17 protein-coding genes are annotated in these 18,283 nt (G+C 72.9%); 4 read left to right on the top strand and 13 right to left on the bottom strand.

Going from position 1 to position 18,283, the window contains the following annotated elements:
• Positions 1-135: 135 nt before the first annotated feature.
• Positions 136-795: a hypothetical protein gene (locus tag AB0A65_RS06405; RefSeq protein ID WP_359947154.1), complete on the bottom strand. Its 660-nt coding sequence runs from the start codon at positions 793-795 to the stop codon at positions 136-138.
• A 142-nt stretch (positions 796-937) separates the two neighbouring features.
• Here AB0A65_RS06405 and AB0A65_RS06400 point away from each other — a divergent pair, with 142 nt between their 5' ends.
• Positions 938-2,383, top strand: a complete 1,446-nt coding sequence (locus AB0A65_RS06400; RefSeq protein ID WP_359947151.1) for an aldehyde dehydrogenase family protein — start codon at positions 938-940, stop codon at positions 2,381-2,383.
• Between the two features lie 159 nt (positions 2,384-2,542).
• Positions 2,543-3,541 (top strand): hypothetical protein, encoded by a 999-nt coding sequence (locus AB0A65_RS06395; RefSeq protein WP_359947147.1) that lies wholly within the window; start codon positions 2,543-2,545, stop codon positions 3,539-3,541.
• 160 nt (positions 3,542-3,701) lie between these two features.
• Here the strand turns inward: AB0A65_RS06395 and pstB are convergent, their stop codons facing one another.
• From pstB to pdhA, 8 genes are all read right to left on the bottom strand, one after another.
• Positions 3,702-4,523, bottom strand: coding sequence for a phosphate ABC transporter ATP-binding protein PstB (gene pstB, locus AB0A65_RS06390; protein WP_359947226.1), 822 nt, complete (start codon positions 4,521-4,523; stop codon positions 3,702-3,704).
• Positions 4,524-4,702: 179 nt separating this feature from the next.
• Complete coding sequence (locus tag AB0A65_RS06385) at positions 4,703-5,554, bottom strand: DUF6042 family protein (protein ID WP_359947144.1); 852 nt, start codon at positions 5,552-5,554, stop codon at positions 4,703-4,705.
• Between the two features lie 332 nt (positions 5,555-5,886).
• A complete protein-coding gene (locus tag AB0A65_RS06380; RefSeq protein WP_359947141.1) occupies positions 5,887-6,078 on the bottom strand; it encodes a hypothetical protein in 192 nt (63 codons plus the stop codon).
• 127 nt (positions 6,079-6,205) lie between these two features.
• Positions 6,206-8,080 (bottom strand): NHL domain-containing thioredoxin family protein, encoded by a 1,875-nt coding sequence (locus tag AB0A65_RS06375; RefSeq protein WP_359947137.1) that lies wholly within the window; start codon positions 8,078-8,080, stop codon positions 6,206-6,208.
• Between the two features lie 200 nt (positions 8,081-8,280).
• Positions 8,281-9,699: a hypothetical protein gene (locus AB0A65_RS06370; protein ID WP_359947134.1), complete on the bottom strand. Its 1,419-nt coding sequence runs from the start codon at positions 9,697-9,699 to the stop codon at positions 8,281-8,283.
• Positions 9,700-10,148: 449 nt separating this feature from the next.
• Positions 10,149-11,495 (bottom strand): dihydrolipoamide acetyltransferase family protein, encoded by a 1,347-nt coding sequence (locus AB0A65_RS06365; RefSeq protein ID WP_359947129.1) that lies wholly within the window; start codon positions 11,493-11,495, stop codon positions 10,149-10,151.
• 10 nt (positions 11,496-11,505) lie between these two features.
• Positions 11,506-12,480: an alpha-ketoacid dehydrogenase subunit beta gene (locus AB0A65_RS06360; RefSeq protein WP_359947127.1), complete on the bottom strand. Its 975-nt coding sequence runs from the start codon at positions 12,478-12,480 to the stop codon at positions 11,506-11,508.
• Positions 12,477-13,631: a pyruvate dehydrogenase (acetyl-transferring) E1 component subunit alpha gene (gene pdhA, locus AB0A65_RS06355; RefSeq protein WP_359947124.1), complete on the bottom strand. Its 1,155-nt coding sequence runs from the start codon at positions 13,629-13,631 to the stop codon at positions 12,477-12,479. The genes AB0A65_RS06360 and pdhA overlap by 4 nt, the downstream gene beginning before the upstream one ends.
• 192 nt (positions 13,632-13,823) lie before the next feature.
• Between pdhA and AB0A65_RS06350 the strand changes: the two genes are divergently transcribed.
• Positions 13,824-14,507, top strand: a complete 684-nt coding sequence (locus tag AB0A65_RS06350; RefSeq protein WP_359947121.1) for a hypothetical protein — start codon at positions 13,824-13,826, stop codon at positions 14,505-14,507.
• Positions 14,508-14,702: 195 nt separating this feature from the next.
• Positions 14,703-15,584 (top strand): hypothetical protein, encoded by an 882-nt coding sequence (locus AB0A65_RS06345; RefSeq protein ID WP_359947118.1) that lies wholly within the window; start codon positions 14,703-14,705, stop codon positions 15,582-15,584.
• 76 nt (positions 15,585-15,660) lie between these two features.
• Here AB0A65_RS06345 and ddaH read toward each other — a convergent pair whose 3' ends face one another.
• The 4 genes from ddaH to AB0A65_RS06325 form a co-directional block, all read right to left on the bottom strand.
• Positions 15,661-16,509 (bottom strand): dimethylargininase, encoded by an 849-nt coding sequence (ddaH, locus tag AB0A65_RS06340; protein WP_359947115.1) that lies wholly within the window; start codon positions 16,507-16,509, stop codon positions 15,661-15,663.
• A gap of 434 nt (positions 16,510-16,943) precedes the next feature.
• Positions 16,944-17,351: an Rv3654c family TadE-like protein gene (locus tag AB0A65_RS06335; RefSeq protein ID WP_359947112.1), complete on the bottom strand. Its 408-nt coding sequence runs from the start codon at positions 17,349-17,351 to the stop codon at positions 16,944-16,946.
• Positions 17,348-17,752 carry a TadE family type IV pilus minor pilin gene (locus AB0A65_RS06330; RefSeq protein ID WP_359947109.1) on the bottom strand — a complete coding sequence of 135 codons (405 nt, stop codon included), beginning with the start codon at positions 17,750-17,752 and terminating at the stop codon, positions 17,348-17,350. The genes AB0A65_RS06335 and AB0A65_RS06330 overlap by 4 nt, the downstream gene beginning before the upstream one ends.
• Positions 17,749-18,270: a DUF4244 domain-containing protein gene (locus AB0A65_RS06325; protein WP_359947107.1), complete on the bottom strand. Its 522-nt coding sequence runs from the start codon at positions 18,268-18,270 to the stop codon at positions 17,749-17,751. Before AB0A65_RS06325 ends, AB0A65_RS06330 begins: the two co-directional genes overlap by 4 nt.
• Between the last annotated feature and the right edge of the window lie 13 nt (positions 18,271-18,283).

The following is an 18,283-nucleotide window of genomic DNA, read 5'->3' as shown; positions in this document are numbered from 1 at the left end:
GCCCTCCCTTCGCTCCCACCCTCTGGCGGGGGGCCCGCTCCCCACTATCCATCCCTCCCTCCCGCCGGCCCCGGGCGAGAACCTCCGCCCCCACCGCCCGCCCCCCCCCCGCCTCTTCGGCTGCCTGAGTGCGGCTTACTGCTGCGGCGCCTGCGGCCACTGGTTCTGCTGGGTCTGCGGCGCGGCGGCCGGCGGGACCGCGGGCTGCTGCCCGGTCGGGTACGCCGGGGCGGCGGGGGCCGCGGGTGCGGCGGCCTTCCCGGGGACCAGGAGCGCGCCCGCGGTGAACAGGGCGTACGCGCCGACCAGAAGGAGCGCGCCGATCCAAGCGGAGGCGTCCGAACCGGACGACCCGTCGGGCAGCGACAGCAGGTCGTACAGGAACCCGGCGAGGAACACGCCCGTGCCGGCCACCGTGAGCGACTTCCACAGCGAGCGCAGCTTCTCGCCGCCGAACAGGGCCAGTGCGAACATGACGATCACGGCGGTGAGGACCGACGGGAGCCCGAACAGGGCCGCGGCCACGTCCACCTGGAGGTCGGTGCCGTCGCTGGTGCCGGTGATGAGGCCGGACAGGGCCAGGGCGCCGAGGCCGGAGAGGCCGAGGATCGCGGGAACCGAGGGGACGCCGAGCTTGTCGAACAGCGACGGGGCCGGCGGGGCGTAGGCCGCGTACTGCTGCTGGGCCTGGTACTGCGCCTGGGGCGAGGCGTAGGGCGCCTGGGGGTAGGGCTGCCCGGGCTGGCCGGAGACCGGCTGCTGCGGGTACCCCGCACCTGATTGCTGTTCACTCATGCCCTCATCATGCCTTGACCGGGCAAATGGGCGCACCCGGGTTGCGGAGCCCGCAGGGCCCCTTGCGGGCCCGGCGGGGGCGGCGCGGATTCGCGGGCCCCAACGGCAGCACCGCGGTCGGCGGAACCCGTAGGCTGGAGCCATGTCGCAGCGTCTCCGTCCCGTTTCGCCCATCTGGGTGGCGGGACGTCCCCAGCACGGCGAGGAGGAGTTCTTCGTCACCCACCCCTTCGACGACTCACCGGTGGGCGCCACCTCGTGGGCGACGGCCGGGCAGGTGGAGGCCGCCGTCGCCGCCGCCTCGGGGGCGGCCGCGGAGTGCGCGGCGCTGCCCGCGCACGTGCGGGCCGAGGCCCTCGACCACGTGCGGCGGCGCCTCGACGAGGAGTCCGAGACGTGCGCGGAGCTCATCACCGCCGAGTCGGGCAAGCCGATCGCGTGGGCGCGCATCGAGGTGCGCCGCGCCGTGTCGGTGTTCCGTTGGGCCGCAGAGGAAGCGCGGCGGTTCGGCGGCGAGGTGCAGCGCCTCGACACGGACGCGACCGCGGAGGGCCGCCTCGCCCTGGTGCGGCGCTTCCCGCGGGGCCCGGTCCTGGGGATCACCCCGTTCAACTTCCCGCTGAACCTGGTGGCGCACAAGGTGGCCCCGGCGGTCGCCGCGGGCTGCCCGATCGTCCTCAAGCCCGCCCCGGCGACCCCGCTGTCCTCCCTCCACCTGGGGGCGCTGTTCTCCGAGACCGACCTGCCCCCGGCGATGCTCTCGGTCCTGCCGGTCCCCAACCACCGCGCCGACCAGCTCGTGGAGGACCCGCGGCTGCCCGTCGTCTCGTTCACCGGCTCGGGCCCGGTGGGCCGCCAGATCCGGCAGAAGGTCCCCGGCAAGCACGTGACGCTCGAACTGGGCGGGAACGGCGCGGCCCTCGTGGCCGCCGACTACCCGAAGCGGGACTGGGCCGCCGAGCGGATCGCCGTGTTCGGGAACTACCAGGCCGGCCAGTCGTGCATCGCGGTGCAGCGGGTGTTCATCGAGGCGCCCGCCTACGCCGACATGGCGAACCGCATCGTCGAGCAGGTCAAGGCCCTGCCCTCGGGCGACCCCAACGACCCGTCCTGCAAAGTGGGGCCGCTCATCTCCGCCGACGCGGCCGAGCGGGTCCAGTCGTGGATCGAGGAGGCCGTGGACGAGGGCGCGAAGGTCCTGTGCGGCGGCGGGCCCCGCCAGGGCGCCCTGGTCGAGCCGACCGTGCTCGCCGACGTGCGCGCCGACGCGAAGGTCCTGCGCGAGGAGGTGTTCGGACCGGTCCTGGTCCTCGGATCAGTCGACAGCTTCGAGGCGGGCCTGGCCGCGGTCAACGACTCGCGGTACGGGCTCCAGGCGGGCGTGTTCACCGACCGGCTCCCGCAGGCGATGCTCGCCCACCGGACCCTCGACGTGGGCGGCGTCGTCATCGGCGACGTGCCCTCGTTCCGGGCCGACCAGATGCCGTACGGCGGATCGAAGGCCTCGGGCATCGGACGCGAGGGCGTGCGGTCGGCGATGGAGGACTACACGGTCGAGAGGGTGCTGGTCCTCCCGGACGCGCTCTGAACCGGCCGCCCGGGCCGACCGCCCCCGCGAGGTGCGTCACCTCGCACCGGTGACGGACCGGCCCGTCAAGGACGGTTCCCCCTTCCGGCCTGCGAGTTTCCTTCACAGGTTTGGCCCTCCGCGCGGCGGCTGTTGACAAAGCGCTATAGCGTGGCTTGCATGACGGTCCCTCCCAATTACGGCCCACCGCCTGAGCAGCCGCAGACCCCCGGGTACGGCTACCAGTCGCCGTACAACGGCGGCCAGAACCCGTACGGGGGCCAGCCGCAGCAGCCCCAGCAGCCTCCGCAGTACGGCAGCGCGCCGCAGTTCAGCGCCGGGCAGGCGGGCGGCGGCGGGCAGCCGCCGTACGAGCCGCCCACGTCGTATGGGCCGCCGATGCTGCCGCCCGAGCCGCCGAAGCGCAACTACGGGCTCATCGGCGGCATCATCGTCGGGGCGCTCGTCCTGGTCCTCGGCGGGGCGCTCCTGGTCGTCATGAACATGAACAAGGACGACAAGGACGAGGCCGCCGACCCCACCACCTCCGAGGAGGCGTCGCCCTCCGACGACGCGAGCCCCAGCGACGAGGCCACGACCGGGGAGGAGCAGACCGACTCCGAGGTCGGCCAGTGCCTCCCGTACGAGCCCGTGATCGCCGACGGCGGGTACGGCGACGGCCTGGAGCTCCTCGACTGCGCCGACGCGACCGCGTTCTGGGAGATCACCGCCCAGTCGTACGACGTCGCCGACGTGGCCGTCGACGACGAGGGGAACCTGACGGACTTCACCGCCGCGAAGGCCCTGTGCGGCGACGACTGGGCCGTCCTCCACCCCGGCGAGCTGTGGACGAACTGGCACTACGTGTACTCGTCCGGGTCACTCGACTCCCTGTACTGCATCAAGGCGACCGGCGCGGCCGACCCGAGCGAGCCCGCGAACACGCCGTACGTGCCCGCCGAGGGCGACTGCTTCTACGACGCCGACTCCTGGTGGACCGTGGAGTGCTCCTCCGCGCTCGCCCAGTACGTGGTCGTCGGGGTCGTCAACATCGACACCCCCGTCGCCATGTCCAAGGAGGAGGCCGGCGAGCAGGCCACCTGCGGCGGCTCCTGGTACTGGCAGGTCACCGACCCGGAGGGCCGCACCTCCGCGATCCTCTGCGGCGACGACGTCTAGACACCGGCAAGACGATCTAGTCACTGACAAGACGGACGGGGGCGGCCTGCGGGCCGCCCCCGTCCGCGTCCCCGAGATGCGCCCCTGTCGCGCTTCCCGGGGAACGCGAAACGGCGGCGCGACCCGCGAGGGTCGCGCCGCCGTCGGCGTCGAAGCCGGCCTAGCCGAAGCGGCCGGTGATGTAGTCCTCGGTGCGGGAGTCGGACGGGTTGGAGAACAGCCGCTGCGTCTCGTCGAACTCGACGAGGAAGCCGAACCGCTCGCCCGCGTCGTCCACGTCCGCGGAGTAGAACGCCGTCGCGTCGGAGACGCGCGCCGCCTGCTGCATGTTGTGCGTGACGATGACGATCGTGTAGTCCTTGACGAGCTCGTTCATGAGCTCCTCGATGCGGGCCGTCGCGATCGGGTCGAGCGCCGAGCACGGCTCGTCCATGAGCAGGACCTCCGGCTGCACGGCGATCGCGCGCGCGATGCACAGGCGCTGCTGCTGCCCGCCCGAGAGCGCCAGGGCGCTCTTCTTCAGGTTGTCCTTGACCTCGTCCCACAGGGCCGCGCCGCGAAGCGCCTGCTCGACCCGGTCTGCGAGGTTGTCCTTCATGCCGTTGATCCGCAGGCCGTACGCGACGTTGTCGAAGATCGACTTCGGGAACGGGTTGGCCTTCTGGAACACCATGCCGATGTGGCGGCGCACGGCGATCGGGTCGACCCCGGAGCCGTAGATGTCCTTGCCGTGGTAGGTGATCCCGCCGGTGACCTTCGCGCCCGGGATGAGGTCGTTCATGCGGTTGATCGACCGCAGCACGGTGGACTTGCCGCAGCCCGACGGGCCGATCATCGCGGTGATCTGGTTCCGGGCGACCGGCAGGGAGACGTCGCGGACCGCGTGCGCCTTCCCGTAGTGCACGCCCACGCCCTTGAGCTCGATGACGGTCTCGGTGGCGACGGGCGAGGCCGTCCGGCCCTGCGGGGCCAGGCCCGCGATGGGCGCCTTGGCCCTCGTACCAGTCTCGTTCACGGTCACGCGTGCTCCTATCACCGATCGTCAACCGCCGTTAACGTGTCCTGCCCTCATGGTTCGCCATGGAGGTGCACGACGGGCGGCGAACAGGTGAACTGGCAGTGAACGGGACTGCGTCGGCGGTCACCCCGCGGACGGGCCGCTCAGGCGTGCTCGGGCGGCAGCAGCTCGTCGTTCGGGTACCCGCCGAGCAGGTCGTCCGAGGCGGTGAGCGTGAACTGGTCCCCGACCGGGACGGCGCCCAGGTCGACCGAGCCCGCGACGTCCCCGTCCTCGGCGAGCTCCATGAGCATCCCGCGGATCACCGGCGCCGGGACGCCCGCGTCCTCGGCGAGCGCCGCGAGCGAGACGTCCACGGTGGCGGACTTCGCGTTCCCCGGCAGCACGAACCGGCCCTCGTCGTCGAACTCGTAGTCGACGCCGCCGACCCGGCGGATCGCGATCGCCGTGAGCTCTTCGAGGTCCCCGCGCTGGTCGGCGGCCTCCTCGATCGCTTCGAGCTTGTCGAAGGAGAGCACGTCGAACGGGTTGATGTACAGCTGCGGGGCGACGTACATGGCGCCGTCGCGCTGCTCGGAGCGGTACAGGCCCAGGGCGAGGAGGAATTCGAGGAGGTCGCGCACGGTGTGGGGGACGGGCAGTCCGGCGCGGCGGCAGTGGGTGGTGAACGTGTCGATGCGCTCGGAGCGCTCGGCGGTGGCCCGGTCGTACTCCTCGCGGGCCTCCTTCTCGACGACCTCGGGGGACGCGCCCAGGTGGTGCTCGGACGCCTCGGCGATCCAGTCGTCGACGTCGCCCGGGTCGCACCAGACGGGCTCGTTCCAGATGTCGTCCTCGGGGAAGGCGTCGGCCCACCATCCGGCGGGGAACGGGTTGAGGGAGGGGACGGTGCGGAACAGCTCGATGCTGCACGGCATGATGCGGATCCATGCGGGGTGCATAGGGGCTTGGACCGGGCCGGACTCGTCGCCGAAGGGCCGCTCGAAAGATTCCACGCATCGACCGTATCAGCGCGGGGCTGCGGCGCAGAGCCGCCGGGACGCGACTTCGCTTTCAGCGTAGCGACCGGGTCCGGGGCCGTCCCGGCGCGGTGATACCAGGTATTGCTCAGTGCCCGTTGAGTGCCCGTTCGACGGCCCGCCCCCGGTGGGTCCACCCTCGCGGACGGACCCGGGGGCGCGCCGGCGCCGGGACGGCCCTCGCGCGTCGGGGGGCGCCTGCTCCGGTGCGGGCCCTGCCCGCTGCCCGGAGGGACGCCGCCAGCCGCGTCCGGGCCGACGTTACTCCGATCGATACAGGTGAATATCGACTGAACGGTCGGGTTTGACTACCCGTTCGACCGAATACCGGAAAGGTCCGGTTCGAAGGAGGCGAGCGCGGCGACGTGGTCGGGGGTGAGGTATTCGAGGGTGCGGACCTGCTGCTCCAGCATGCGGCCCACGGTGACGATCTGGTCGGCGGCGTTCAGCACCAGCCAGTTCTCGTATTCGGCGTAGCGCTCCTCGACGTCGGCGATCACTGCGGATTCCTCCCTGATGTGCCCTGTGGATGGTGCGATCCGGAACAACCTATTGCGCCGCGAGCCGCGCACGGATTCATGACACACCCGCGGCGGCGGAAATAGCGGCGTCCCCGGACCGCCCGTCTCAGGATCGCAGCACGAGCTTGAGCGTCGACACCCCGTCCCCGGTGATCTCCACGGGCACGCCCCAGTCCTGGCGGGTGAGGTGGCACGCGGGGTGCTCGGCCTCGGCGTCGCAGGTCGCGGCCTGCGCGACGACCTGGAGGACGCCTTTCCCGATGCCTTCGGCGAGGACGAGTTCGCGGGTGAGGTCCTCAGTGCGGCCCGCGCCCTCGGCGAGGAGCTGCGGCGGGTCGGCGGACACGGTCACCTGGACGGGCGATCCGTACGTGTAGTCGAGCTTCTGCCCCGGGGCGGGCTCGAAGAGCACGTCGAGACGGAGGCGCCCGGGGGCGACCTTGGTGCGCTTGCGGGTGACGCGGTGGTGCTGCCCGGAGACGGCGGCCTCGCTCAGGTCGGGGACGGCGAGGCGGTGCGCGGCGGACTCGACCACGACCACCCTGTCCCCCAGCGGAAGGACGTCGCTGGGTTCGGCGAGCCCGGACGCGAGGGTCGCGACCTCGCCGGTGCGCGGGTCGTAGGCGCGCAGGGCGCCGTTGTAGGTGTCGGCGACGGCGATGCGGCCGTCGGGGAGGACGGCGACGCCGAGGGGGTGCTGCATGAGGGCGTCGGCGGCGGGGCCGTCGACGTGCCCGAAGTCGAACAGGCCCTGGCCGACGACGGTGCGCATCGCGCCGTCCTCGACGTACCGGAGCGCGGAGGTCTCGGAGTCGGCGATCCACAGGCGCTCGCCGCCGTCCGGCCCGGCGCCGACGGCGAGGCCGGAGGGCTGGGCCATCCACACCTGGTCGAGGGGGCCGTCCTTGAGGGACTCGACGGTGGTCCCGGCGTACGCGCCGACGGTGCGGGCGGCGGGGTCGAAGGCCCACAGCTGGTGGATGCCGGCCATGGCGACGACGACTTTGCCGTCGTACCAGGCGAGGTCCCACGGGGAGGACAGGTCGGTGTCGAGGGCGGTGCCGTCGCCGTCGTCCATGCGCCACTGGCGGCCGGTCCCGGCGACGGTGGTCGCGGTGCCGGTGGCGAGGTCGACGCCGCGCAGGAGGTGGTTGACGGTGTCGGCGACGACGAGGTCGTACCCGGCCGCGGCGGCGACGTCCTCGGGGAGGAGCACGAGGCCCTGCGGCTCGTTGAACTCGGGGGCGGTGCCGTCGGCGCGGCCCCGCTCGCCGGTCCCGATGACGTCCTTGACAGTGGAAAGATCGGGTGCGAGGCGCACGAGGCGGTGGCGGGCGGAGTCGCTGACGAGGACGTCGCCGCCCGGGAGCGCGATGGCCTTGCCGGGGAAGCGGAGCGCGGTCTCGGCGGGTGCGGCGGCCACGTACGGGCTGCCCTCGGGGTCGAGGGTCCCCTTGGCGGTGTGGGTCTCGACGAGGCCGCCGATGATGCGGTCGAGGGCCTCGGCGTGGCCTTCGCCGGCCATGGTGGAGACGACGTAGCCCTCGGGGTCGAGGACGACGAGGGTCGGCCAGGCGCGGGCGGCGTAGGCGTCCCAGGTCTTCAGGTCGGGGTCGTCGAGCACGGGGTGCTCGACGCCGTAGCGCTCGACGGCGGCGGCGAGGGCCTGCGGGTCGCGCTCGTGCTCGAACTTCGGGGAGTGGACGCCGATGACGACGACGGCGTCGCCGTACTTCGCTTCGAGGGGGCGCAGCTCGTCAAGGACGTGGAGGCAGTTGATGCAGCAGAACGTCCAGAAGTCGAGCACGGCGATCTTGCCCTTGAGGCTGTCGAGGTCGAGCTGCGCGCCGCCGGTGTTGAGCCAGCCGCGGCCTTCGAGGCGGGCCGCGCGGACGCGCGACTGCGCCTTCGGGGCGGGCTTCGCGGCGGCGTCGCCGGTGGCGGTGTCGCTGGTGGATTCGGCGCTGGAGGACGTGGTCACGGCCCGAGCCTAGCTCGCGCGGCCGTCCCCGATCCCCTGCTCGGCCCGGACGTGAACGAGGCTCACACAGCGGCGCGGGCCGGTGGGGGTGCCACCGGCCCGCGCCGTGATGTCATACCCCTGCGGTACTTTTACGCCAGGGGTCCCTTAGACCGGATTTATCGCGATAAAGCGGGATATCAGCCGGTTTGCCGGGTTGTTTATTCCTCTGAGGGGGACTCGGTGGCCTCGCCGCCGCCGTCGCCGCCCTCGTCGGTGCCGCCGAGGACGCTCAGGCAGTAGACGTCGTCGCCGACCGTGAGGGTCTCGCGGCCCGCGTCGGCGCACTCCTGGCCGTCGCCGACCTTGTCCACGATCTCGTAGTCCTCGCCGTCCACCGCGTCGGCGCAGTCGACCGCCTCGGCCTGGTCGCCCGAGGTGTGGCGGACGCAGCCGCCCTCCTCGAACTTCGGGGCCGCGAACAGCAGGAAGTAGACGCCCACGGCCGCGGCGATCACGACCAGCGCGCCCACGGCGGCGAGGATCGGGACGAGGCCCTTCTTGCGGCCGCCGCCGCTGGTGGCGGCGGGCGCCGGCGGGTACTGGCCGGGCGGCGGGACCGAGCCGGGCGGCATGCCCGGCTGCGAGTACTGCGGGGCGGCCTGCGGCTGCGACGGCTGCGCGGGCGAACCGTACGCCGACGGCGGGGCCGGCGGCTCGCTGTACGGGTTGTGCGCGCCGATGATGAGCTTCTGCGTGTCGTCCGACTGGGTCGGCGGCGGGCCCGCGGGCGGCTGGTAGGCCGCCGGGGGCTGCTGCTGGTACGGCTGCTGCGGCTGCTGGTAGGGCTGGACCGGGGGCGGCGGCGGGACGGCCGCCGGGCCCGGCTGGGCCTGGTTCGCGAGCGGGTTCGGCGGGGGCGAGGGCCACGCCGCCGGATTTGCAGGAGGCTGGGCCGCGGGAGAGGGGCTCGGGGCGGCCTGCTCGCCGTACGGGGCCGGGGCGTTGAAGCCCGAGATGCCCTGCGGCGGAAGGACCTGCGTGCTCTCCTCGACCGGGTCGGCCACCGGCTGCTGCGGCTGCGACGGGCCCAGGCGCAGGATCTGCGTCCCGTCCTCATCGAACTGCGGGCCGCTGTCGAACTGCGGGCCCGGAGGCGACGACTGGGCCGCAGGGGCCTCGAACGCGGCGGGCGGGACCTGCGCGGGGGCGTCGGCCGCCGGAGCGGGCGGCACGTCCACGTCGATGGACGCCGGGACGGACTGCGTCGCGCCCTCGTCGACCGGAGGGGCCTCGGGGGCCGCCTGCGGCGCCTCAGGCTCGGGTGCGGCCTCGGCTACGGGAGCGGTCTCCGCGGGGACCGGCTCGGCCGGGGCCTCGGGTTCGGCAGCGGGGGCCGGCGGCTCGTCGGCCGCGGCGGGGGGACTCTCCGGTTCGGCGGGGGCCGGGTCGGCCTGCCCTGCCGGGCCCGTCTCGGCCGCGGGCTGCTCGGCGCCCGTCTCGACCGGACTGCCCTCGGCCGCACCGCCTTCAGCGGTGCCGCCCTCGGCAGCGCTCTTCTCGACGTCGCCCGGGTCGACAGTGCCCTGGTCGTCGGGGGCCTCGCCCTTTGCTGGCGGGTTGCCTTGCTCGGAGGTCACGGCTGCTCCTCAATGCTGCTTCCGGCCTGGCGTCTTGGGGGCACGCCAGACGGCAACACGGTACCGCAGCGGCGCCAACGATCACTCGACAGGGTTAAGCGGGCACGGAGAACGCGGTCCTGCGGCAGAACGGGAGAAAAGGGGGAAGCCGCCCTGAGGGCAGAGAAAAGGCCGGGCGCGCACGGTTGCCCACCCCTCATGGCAAACGCGGCGCCCGGCCGGTGTGAGAACCCCCTGGAGAGGGTCTCCGCGGTGTGGCGACTCGGCGCTGTCATCCACACCAGTTGGAGGAGAAAAGTTCGCGGTCCCTTGGATCCTTCGGTACTCGGCTTGCGAGCTCCGTCGGAACTGAGACACGGAAACTTGGAAGATATGTTTCCCCGTTGTTTCCGTGCCTCAATTACAACACCGAACGGTAAGTTCCGCCAACGATTCGCTGGTGCGCTTGGTCACGTCCAGGCGAGCAGCGTTTCCCCAGGGTGCGATAGGAACGCGCCCACGTCGGCGAGGAACTGCGAACCGAGCTCCCCGTCGATGAGTCGGTGGTCGAACGACAGCCCGAGCGTCGTCACCTGGCGCACGGCGATCTCGCCCTCGTGGACCCACGGCTGCGGCCGGACCGCGCCGAACACGAGGATCGCCGACTCGCCCGGAGGCAGGATCGGGGTGCCCGTGTCGACGCCGAAGACGCCGACGTTGGAGATCGAGATCGTGCCACCCATCATGTCGGCCGGGGTGGTCCGCCCCTCCCTCGCGGTCCGGGCGAGCGAGCCGATGGCGTCGGCCAGCTCGACCAGGCTCAGGTCCTGGGCGGCCTTGACGTTCGGGACGACCAGGCCGCGCGGGGTGGCGGCGGCGATGCCGAGGTTCACGTCGTGCTTGACGACGATCTCCTGGGCGGCCTCGTCCCAGCGGGCGTTGATCATCGGGTGGCGGCGGGCGGCCAGCAGGACCGCCTTGGCCACGAACAGGAGCGGCGTGACCTTGACGTCGGCGAACTCCCGGCGCGCCCTGAACTCCTTGACGGTGTCCATCATGCCGGTGACGTCGCAGGTCAGGAACACGGTGACGTGCGGCGCGGTGAACGCCGACGCGACCATGTTCTGCGCCGTCAGCTTCCGCACGCCCTTGATGGGGATGCGCTGGTCCTCCGCCGCGGCGGCGACCCGCTGCGGGGCGGCCGGGGCCGGGCCCGCGACGGCCGCCTCGACGTCGGCGCGCGAGACCGTCCCGTTCGGGCCGGTCGGCACGACCGACGCGAGGTCCACGCCGAGGTCCTTGGCGAGCTTGCGGACCGGCGGCTTGGCGAGCACCGGGCCGGACGGCGCCGCGGCGGCGGGGACCGGGGCGGCCTCCACCGGGGGCGGCGTGAACGACGGCGTGATCACCGACGGCGGGGTCACCGGCGCCAGCGACCGCGCGGGCGGCGCCGGCGTCTCGGCGACGGGCGCGCCCTTGCGCTTGCGGCGCTTGGAGCCAGCCTCGCGGGCGCCGTAGCCCACGAGGTTCGGCGTGCGCTCGTCCTTCTTGACCTCGGGCGGCGCGTCGGCCCCCTCGACCTCGAAGGTCGCCAGCGGCTTGCCGACGTCGACGGTCTCCCCGGCGACGGCGTGGTGCTCGGCGAGCACCCCGTCGTACGGGCTGGGGACCTCGACGAGCGCCTTCGCGGTCTCGACCTCGACGAACGGCTGGTTGAGCTTGACCTCGCCGCCGGGCTCCACGAGCCACGCGGCGACCTCGCCCTCGGTGAGGCCCTCACCGAGGTCGGGCAGGTTGAACGTGATCTTCTGTCCCATGTTCGCCTCCTCAGTGCTCCAGGGACCGGTCGACGGCGTCGAGGACGCGGTCCAGGTTCGGAAGGTAGTCGTCTTCGAGGCGGCTCGCCGGGTAGGGCACGTCGTAGCCGGTGACCCGCAGGACGGGCGCCTCCAGGGAGTAGAAGCACTCCTCGGTGAGGCGGGCGGCGACCTCCGCGCCGATGCCGACGTTCCCGGGAGCCTCGTGGACGACCACGGCCCGGCCGGTCTTGCGGACCGACGCGAACAGCGGCTCCCAGTCGATCGGGGACAGCGACCGCAGGTCGACGACCTCCAGGTCGAGGCCCTCCTCGGCGGCGGCCTTGGCGGCGTTCTCGGCCACGTCCACGGTGGGGCCGTAGGCGATGAGCGTCGCGGTGCGGCCCTCGCGGACGGTGCGCGCCCGGTACAGGTCGAGCCCGGCCGTCTCGGTGTCGACCTCGCCCTTCCCGTGGTAGCGGCGCTTGGGCTCGAAGAAGACCACCGGGTCGTCCCCGGCGGCGGCCTGCTGGATCATCCAGTAGGCGTCGGCGGGGTTGGAGCAGGTGACGACCTTCAGGCCCGCGGTGTGCGCGAAGTACGCCTCGGGGGACTCGGAGTGGTGCTCGATCGCGCCGATGCCGCCGCCGTAGGGGATGCGGACGACGACGGGGAGGCGGATGCGGCCGCCGGAGCGGTTGGGGATCTTCGCGAGCTGGGAGACGAGCTGGTCGAACGCGGGGTAGACGAAGCCGTCGAACTGGATCTCGCAGATCGGCCGGTAGCCGCGCATGGCGAGGCCGATCGCGGTGCCGATGATCCCCGACTCGGCGAGCGGGGTGTCGATGATGCGGTCGGAGCCGAAGTCCTTCTGGAGGCCGTCGGTCACGCGGAACACGCCGCCGAGGCGGCCCACGTCCTCGCCCATCACCAGCGACTTCGGCTGGTCTTCGAGTACGCGGCGGAGGCCCTCGTTGAGGCCCTTGATCATGGACATCGTGGTCATCGGGCGTCGCTCCCGTTCTCAAGGGAGGCCTGGAACTCGACGGCCTCGGCGCGCTGGTCCGCGATGCCCTGCGGCATCTGGGCGTACACGTTGTCGAACATCTCGGACACCTCCGGGTCGGTCAGGGCCATGACCCGGGCGCGCAGCGCCCGGACCTGCTCGCCGGCCTCGGTGTCGATCGCGGCGAAGTACGCCTCGTCGGCGAGCCCCTCGGCCGCCAGCCACTTGCGGTAGCGGACCACCGGGTCCTTCGCGCGCCAGAAGTCCAGCTCGGCCTCGTCGCGGTAGCGGGTGGCGTCGTCGGACGTGGTGTGCGGCTGCATCCGGTACGTGTACGCCTCGACGAGGCTGGGGCCCTCGCCGCCGCGGGCGCGGTCGAGCGCGCCCCGGGTGACCGCGTAGGTCGCGAGGACGTCGTTGCCGTCCACGAAGATCCCGGGGACGCCGAAGCCCTCGGCGCGGCGGTACGGCGGGAGCCGGAACTGGCGCGCGTTGGTCTCGGAGATCGCGTACTGGTTGTTCTGGCAGAAGAACACCAGCGGGGAGTTGAACACCCCGGCCCACACGAGCGCCTCGTTGAAGTCGCCCTCGCTGGTGGCGCCGTCGCCGTGGTAGACGATGACGGCCTCGCCGTCCTCGGTGCCGACCGCGCCGTCCATGGCGACGCCCATGGCGTACCCGGCGGCGTGGAGGGTCTGCGAGGCGATGACGATCGCGTACATGTTGAACCGGTCGGCGACCGTGTCGCGGCCGCCGAGGTCGACGCCGCGGAACAGCGCGAACGACGAGATCAGGTCGATGCCGCGGCACCACTGGACGCCGAGCTCCCGGTAGGCCGGGAAGACGGTGTCCTGGGCCCGCAGGGCCCTGCCGGAGCCGACCTGGGCGGCCTCCTGGCCGAGGAGGCTCGGCCACAGGCCGAGCTGCCCCTGGCGCTGGAGGGCGGTGCCCTGGGCGTCCAGTTCGCGGGTGATGACGAGGTCGCGGTAGAGGCCGCGGTACTCCTCGTCGCTCAGGTCGATGTCGTAGTCGGGATGCTTGACGCGCCGCCCTTCGGGTGAGAGCAGCTGCACGAACTGTGGTTCGTTCGTCGAGGCGGGTTTCGGACGGCTCTTGACCGCCTTCTTGGCTGGACGCTGTGTGTCGCCCATTGATGCCTCCTCATATTCGTATTCCGGTACATCCAAGCATCCCAAAGCCCTGGGCGGTGCGCGTCACACCCTTCACCCGATTACTATTCGGGACTGAAGTCTGACACTGAGTAGCCGAGGGCTGTCGATCATCGACATCATCGGCCCTGAACGGCCGTTTCGTCGCACGGGGGTGGCGGGAAGGAGCACGCAGTGCACGGCAGAGGCAGCGACCAGGGGGGACGCTGGCCGGTGGGGATCTGGTTCGCCCTGGTGGGGATCAGCGCCGGCACGGTGGCGTCCTTCGCGATGGTCGGATGGACCTTCACGCGCGGGCTCTACACGGGCGACGACGGCGCCGAGCCCGTGGAGATCGAGTCCGGGACGGTCGTCATCGAGGGCGACGAGCCCCCGGCGACCCCCGGGGAGATCGAGGGCATCGCCGGGGCCGAGCCCGTCCCGGGCGGTCTGGCCGAGCCCGGTGAGGGCGTCGAGCCCGTGGCCGCCGAACCGCAGGCCGAGCTGGTCCAGCAGCACGAACGCGAGCCCGAGGAGGCCCCCGGCGCGCCCGTCGAGGAGGGCGGTGAGGAAGGCGGCGAGGAGGCCGAGCCGCCGCGCCTGGTGCCGGTGGACGAGGACCCGTGCGGGCCGGAGGAGTCCGGCGAGACCCCGGGCGAGGACGAAGAGGACGACGGCGGGGACGCCGGGAACGACTGGGACCACGGCGACTGGGACCAGGACTGGAACGACGGCGGCTGGGAAGGCGGCTGGGACGACTGGGACCACGGCGGCTGGAGCAGCGACGGCGCCCGGCTGGACCCCGAACTCGAAGTGGAATTCGAAGTGGAACTCGATCTCGAAGCCCCCCAAGAGCTTCCGACCGGCGACGGCGACTGACCCCCGCCCTACCCCAGCACTCTGCACTCCGCCGAACCCGCTCGCCCGAAGGGGTGAGATGTGGGGAAGGCCACCCCGCAGCCGTAACCTGCATATGCGGATTGCCGTTACCCCCTTTGAGGGCGCGTCCCCGAGCGATCGGGACGCGCACGGATCTAGGTGGGGTACAAGCAAATGGATCTCTTCTCTCGCAGCATGCTCGCGAGTTCGGCCGAAGCGGGCCTGACCACGACCGCGCTGTCCCGGCACGTTCCACTCCTTCGCCGCAACATCCGGACCGGCGACCAGGTGTCGCTGCTGAGCCGCTGCGTCGGCTCCGACGGTCTCGGCAGCGGCGACCACGTCCTCATGCTCACGGGCGAGCGCCTGGTGGTGACCCGGCAGTCGCGGCTGCTCGGCCGCGTGCGCCTGTGCCTCGACGCGCCGGTCGCGGCGATCGAGAACCTCCGCTGGTCGGCCGACCCGGCCGGTCCCGGCGTCGAACTCAACTTCACGGTCCTGGAAGGCCCCGGCGCGACCGAGCCGCACCGCTGGCACTTCTGGCTCCCCGCGAGCCACGCCAAGCGGGTGTGGCGGGTGGACGCGCTGCTCGCGCGGGCGTTCCGCCGCCCGAAGGTCATGGCCCGGCCCGCCGGGCGGCCCCGGCAGCCGCAGCGGCCGAACCCGCTCGTGTCCCCCAGCGGCGTCTTCCCGGTCGTCCCCGCGCCGCTCGCCGGCGCGATCTTCCCGGAGGCGGGCGGGCATCCGCGGAGTCCGCTCCCGATGAGCGACACGGTCCGCCTGGAGCGGCTGGTGCGCCCGGCGGTCCGGGCGATCGAGGGTCCGGCGGTGCGGGCGATCGAGGGTCCGCGGGGGCAGGTGCCGTCGCCGCGTCCGGCGCCGGTGAACGCGGTGCGGCCTTCGCCCGGACCGGTGCGGCCGGGCCCGGTGGGCCCGGCGCCGACGCTGGCCGCGGCATTACCCGACCGCCGGGCCTTCGCGGGCCCGGCCTGTGACCAGGGTGCGGACCGCGGCGGCGGTTGGACGCCTGCCGTGGCAGGGCGCGGCCCGCACCCTCGAAGTGCTTCTCGCGGTTGACGAAGGGGGCCGGTGCGACTAGTCGTCGCACCGGCCCCCTTGCGTGGTCTACGCGTTCAGGGCCGCTCGGTTCGTCCTACCGGCGGAGTTCGGCGGTGCAGCACTTGACGGAGCCGCCGCCCTTCTTGAGCTCGGAGAGGTCGACGGGGACGGGCGTGTACCCGGCGTCGTCCACTTTGCGCGCCATGGCCTCGGCTTCGGCGTTGATGACGACGTTGCGGCCGTCGGAGACGAAGTTGAGGCCGAACCCGGCGGCGTCCTCTGCGTCGGCGATGACGGCGTCGGGGAAGAGCCGTTCGAGGAGGAGGCGGCTGCCGGGGGCGAAGGCGTCGGGGTAGTAGGCGATGTTGTGGTCGTCGAGGGGGGCGAGGGCGGTGTCGAGGTGGTAGTAGCGGGGGTCGACGAGGCGCAGGGAGACGACTTGGCGGCCAAACACGTCGGCGGCCTCGGCGTGGGCGCGGGCATCGGTGCGGAAGCCCCATCCGGCGAGGACGAGTTCGCGGCCAGGCAGGTAGGTGAAGTCGCCTTCGCCTTCGTTGATGTGCTCGGGCTCGGCGAAGGTCCAGCCGGAGGTGCGGTACCACTTCTCGTGGGAGTCGGCCTCGGGGCGGCGTTCGGGGTGTCGGAAGCTGGCGCCGTAGGCGATGCCGTCGACGACGAAGGCGCCGTTGGCGGCGTAGACCATGTCGGGGAGGCCGGGCTCGGGTTCGAGGCGGAGGACCTCGTGGCCGAGGGCCGTGTAGATGTCGGCGAGCTCTTCCCACTGGGCGCAAGCGAGGGCGGCGTCGACGGGGGCGGTGGTGTCCATCCAGGGATTGATGGCGTACTCGACCGCGTAGTAGGCGGGGCGGCACATGAGGTATGTGCGGCGGCCGGGCGACCGGGTCGCGGTCACCTGGTCAGGTGAAGAACGGTGTTTCTCCATTGCGCGAGTGTAGACAGCCCGCGGCCTGCCGGGCGACCCTCCAGCCCCTCGACACTCGGGAGTGTGACCAAACCACCTCATTCCCTGCTCTGGCAGCGCTTTCACGCCTCCCGGAGAGCTCCCGCCGGGGGCGCGGAGGGTCCTCGGCCGCACCCGGATTCCCGGACCCGGAATCCCGGGCGCGGCTCGCGGCTCGCGGCTCGCGGCTCGCGGCTCGCGGCTCGCGGCTCGCGGCTCGCGGCGAATGATCGAACGCGGCGGGGCGGGGATCGGCGAGCGGCGGAGCCGGGCCCGAGGCGGACGGATTCCGGGGCCCCTCCCCCTCCCCGTGCCCACCCTCCGCCGACCAGCACACCGATTACTCGTCAAGCCTGTGTTCTTCTTTCCGGTCCCCCGGCGGCCTGGCCTTGGCCGCCGGGGGCAGGTTGGTTCGGTTATTCGATGGTCACCGGGCCCGCTCGGGAGACGGCCCTGGCGGGGCCGAGGAGCTGCGGGAGGCCGGTGGGGGTCTCGTTGACGTGGACCGTGACTTCGAGGCCGTTGACGTCGCAGCGGACGAACTCGGTCGCGGTGCGGTCGACGATCGCCCTCGCGGCGCCGCAGGCGTCCGCTTCTCCGAAGAGGACCCGGTTGGCGCCCGCGAGGGCGGCGGCGTCGGCCGCTCCCTGGGCGCGGTGGCGGGCGGCTCCGGCCTGGCCGAGCGCGGTGAAGGCCACCGCGGCGGCGACCAGTGCCGCCGCCACCCCGGCGGCCAGGACCGTCGCCGATCCCTGCTCGCCGGTGGACCGGGGCCGCCGGGTGCCGCGCTCCCGGGTGCCCGGGTCGGGGCCGGTTCGGTTCATGGGCCCAGTCCCGGTTCGAGCGGTGCCACGGCGGTCGCGGTGACCGTCAGCGCCGGTGTGAGCGGGCCGAGCGGCCGGGTCGGGGCGGTGACGACCGCGCGGGCGAGGTCGCCGTCCTCGGAGACCGCGACCGTGGCGCCGTCGGGCAGGTAGGCGTCGGCGACCGCGTGCGGGTCCTCGCCGCGGGCGGCGGCGATGGCGGCGCTGTTGGCCGCGTCGATCGCCCGGACCTTCAGTCCGACCGCCGACACCGCCCACAGCCCGAGCGCGAGGACCGCGACCACCGCGGGGAGGGCCGCCGCCGTCTCGGCGGTGACGAACCCGCGTTGCCGGGGGTCGTCGCGGGCCCGGCGGTCGGGCGGTCGGCTCGTGGGGGGCCGGGTCCTATTGGGCGCGTTCATGAGAGGGCCTGTTCGATGAGGGCCTGGAGGGCGGCCTCGACGGGGCCGGAGGTGAGGACCTTCATGAGGATGCCCGCGAAGGCGACCGCGGCGAGCGTGCCGAGGGCGTATTCGGCGGTGCTCATGCCGCTGTCGCCGCGCATGCGGGACGCGAACCTGCCGCCCCAGCTCGGTTTCGCGGCGGCGCGCATGCGGCCGGGGCGCCATTCGTCGGGTTCGTCGGGGCCGGGGCGGTGGTAGCGGGTGGCCGGGCGGTCGTCGGGGACCTGCGGGTCCTCGGCGGTGATGGGCGTGCGGGCGCGGTTGGAACCGGGGGACCAGGCCGGGGCGTCGACGGGGGCCGCGGCGATGCGGACGGTGGGTTCGTCGAGGTCGTCGTGTTCGCGGTCGTCGCGGAACGCTTTGCACCTGGGGGCGTTGCAGGTCGCGGTGCGGCAGGTGGGCCAGCGGATCGAGTCGGGTCGGCAGGATGCCTGGAGGGCGGCGGGTCGGTCGGCGGTTCGGGTGTCGGCTCGCATTGCGGTGTCCTCT

Source organism: Glycomyces sp. NPDC047010 (assembly GCF_040644205.1).
Taxonomy (GTDB): domain Bacteria; phylum Actinomycetota; class Actinomycetes; order Mycobacteriales; family Micromonosporaceae; genus Glycomyces.
This window is presented reverse-complemented; position numbering and strand designations above follow the sequence as displayed.

Bases quoted from the DNA above. Each gene is read 5' to 3' on its own strand.
- AB0A65_RS06365 (WP_359947129.1), bottom strand. From the start codon at position 11,495: ATGGGACAGAAGATCACGTTCAACCTGCCCGACCTCGGTGAGGGCCTC.
- AB0A65_RS06330 (WP_359947109.1), bottom strand. From the start codon at position 17,752: ATGAACGCGCCCAATAGGACCCGGCCCCCCACGAGCCGACCGCCCGAC.
- pdhA (WP_359947124.1), bottom strand. From the start codon at position 13,631: ATGGGCGACACACAGCGTCCAGCCAAGAAGGCGGTCAAGAGCCGTCCG.
- AB0A65_RS06395 (WP_359947147.1), top strand. From the start codon at position 2,543: ATGACGGTCCCTCCCAATTACGGCCCACCGCCTGAGCAGCCGCAGACC.
- AB0A65_RS06400 (WP_359947151.1), top strand. From the start codon at position 938: ATGTCGCAGCGTCTCCGTCCCGTTTCGCCCATCTGGGTGGCGGGACGT.
- AB0A65_RS06360 (WP_359947127.1), bottom strand. From the start codon at position 12,480: ATGACCACGATGTCCATGATCAAGGGCCTCAACGAGGGCCTCCGCCGC.
- AB0A65_RS06335 (WP_359947112.1), bottom strand. From the start codon at position 17,351: ATGAACCGAACCGGCCCCGACCCGGGCACCCGGGAGCGCGGCACCCGG.
- AB0A65_RS06405 (WP_359947154.1), bottom strand. From the start codon at position 795: ATGAGTGAACAGCAATCAGGTGCGGGGTACCCGCAGCAGCCGGTCTCC.
- AB0A65_RS06325 (WP_359947107.1), bottom strand. From the start codon at position 18,270: ATGCGAGCCGACACCCGAACCGCCGACCGACCCGCCGCCCTCCAGGCA.
- ddaH (WP_359947115.1), bottom strand. From the start codon at position 16,509: ATGGAGAAACACCGTTCTTCACCTGACCAGGTGACCGCGACCCGGTCG.
- AB0A65_RS06345 (WP_359947118.1), top strand. From the start codon at position 14,703: ATGCTCGCGAGTTCGGCCGAAGCGGGCCTGACCACGACCGCGCTGTCC.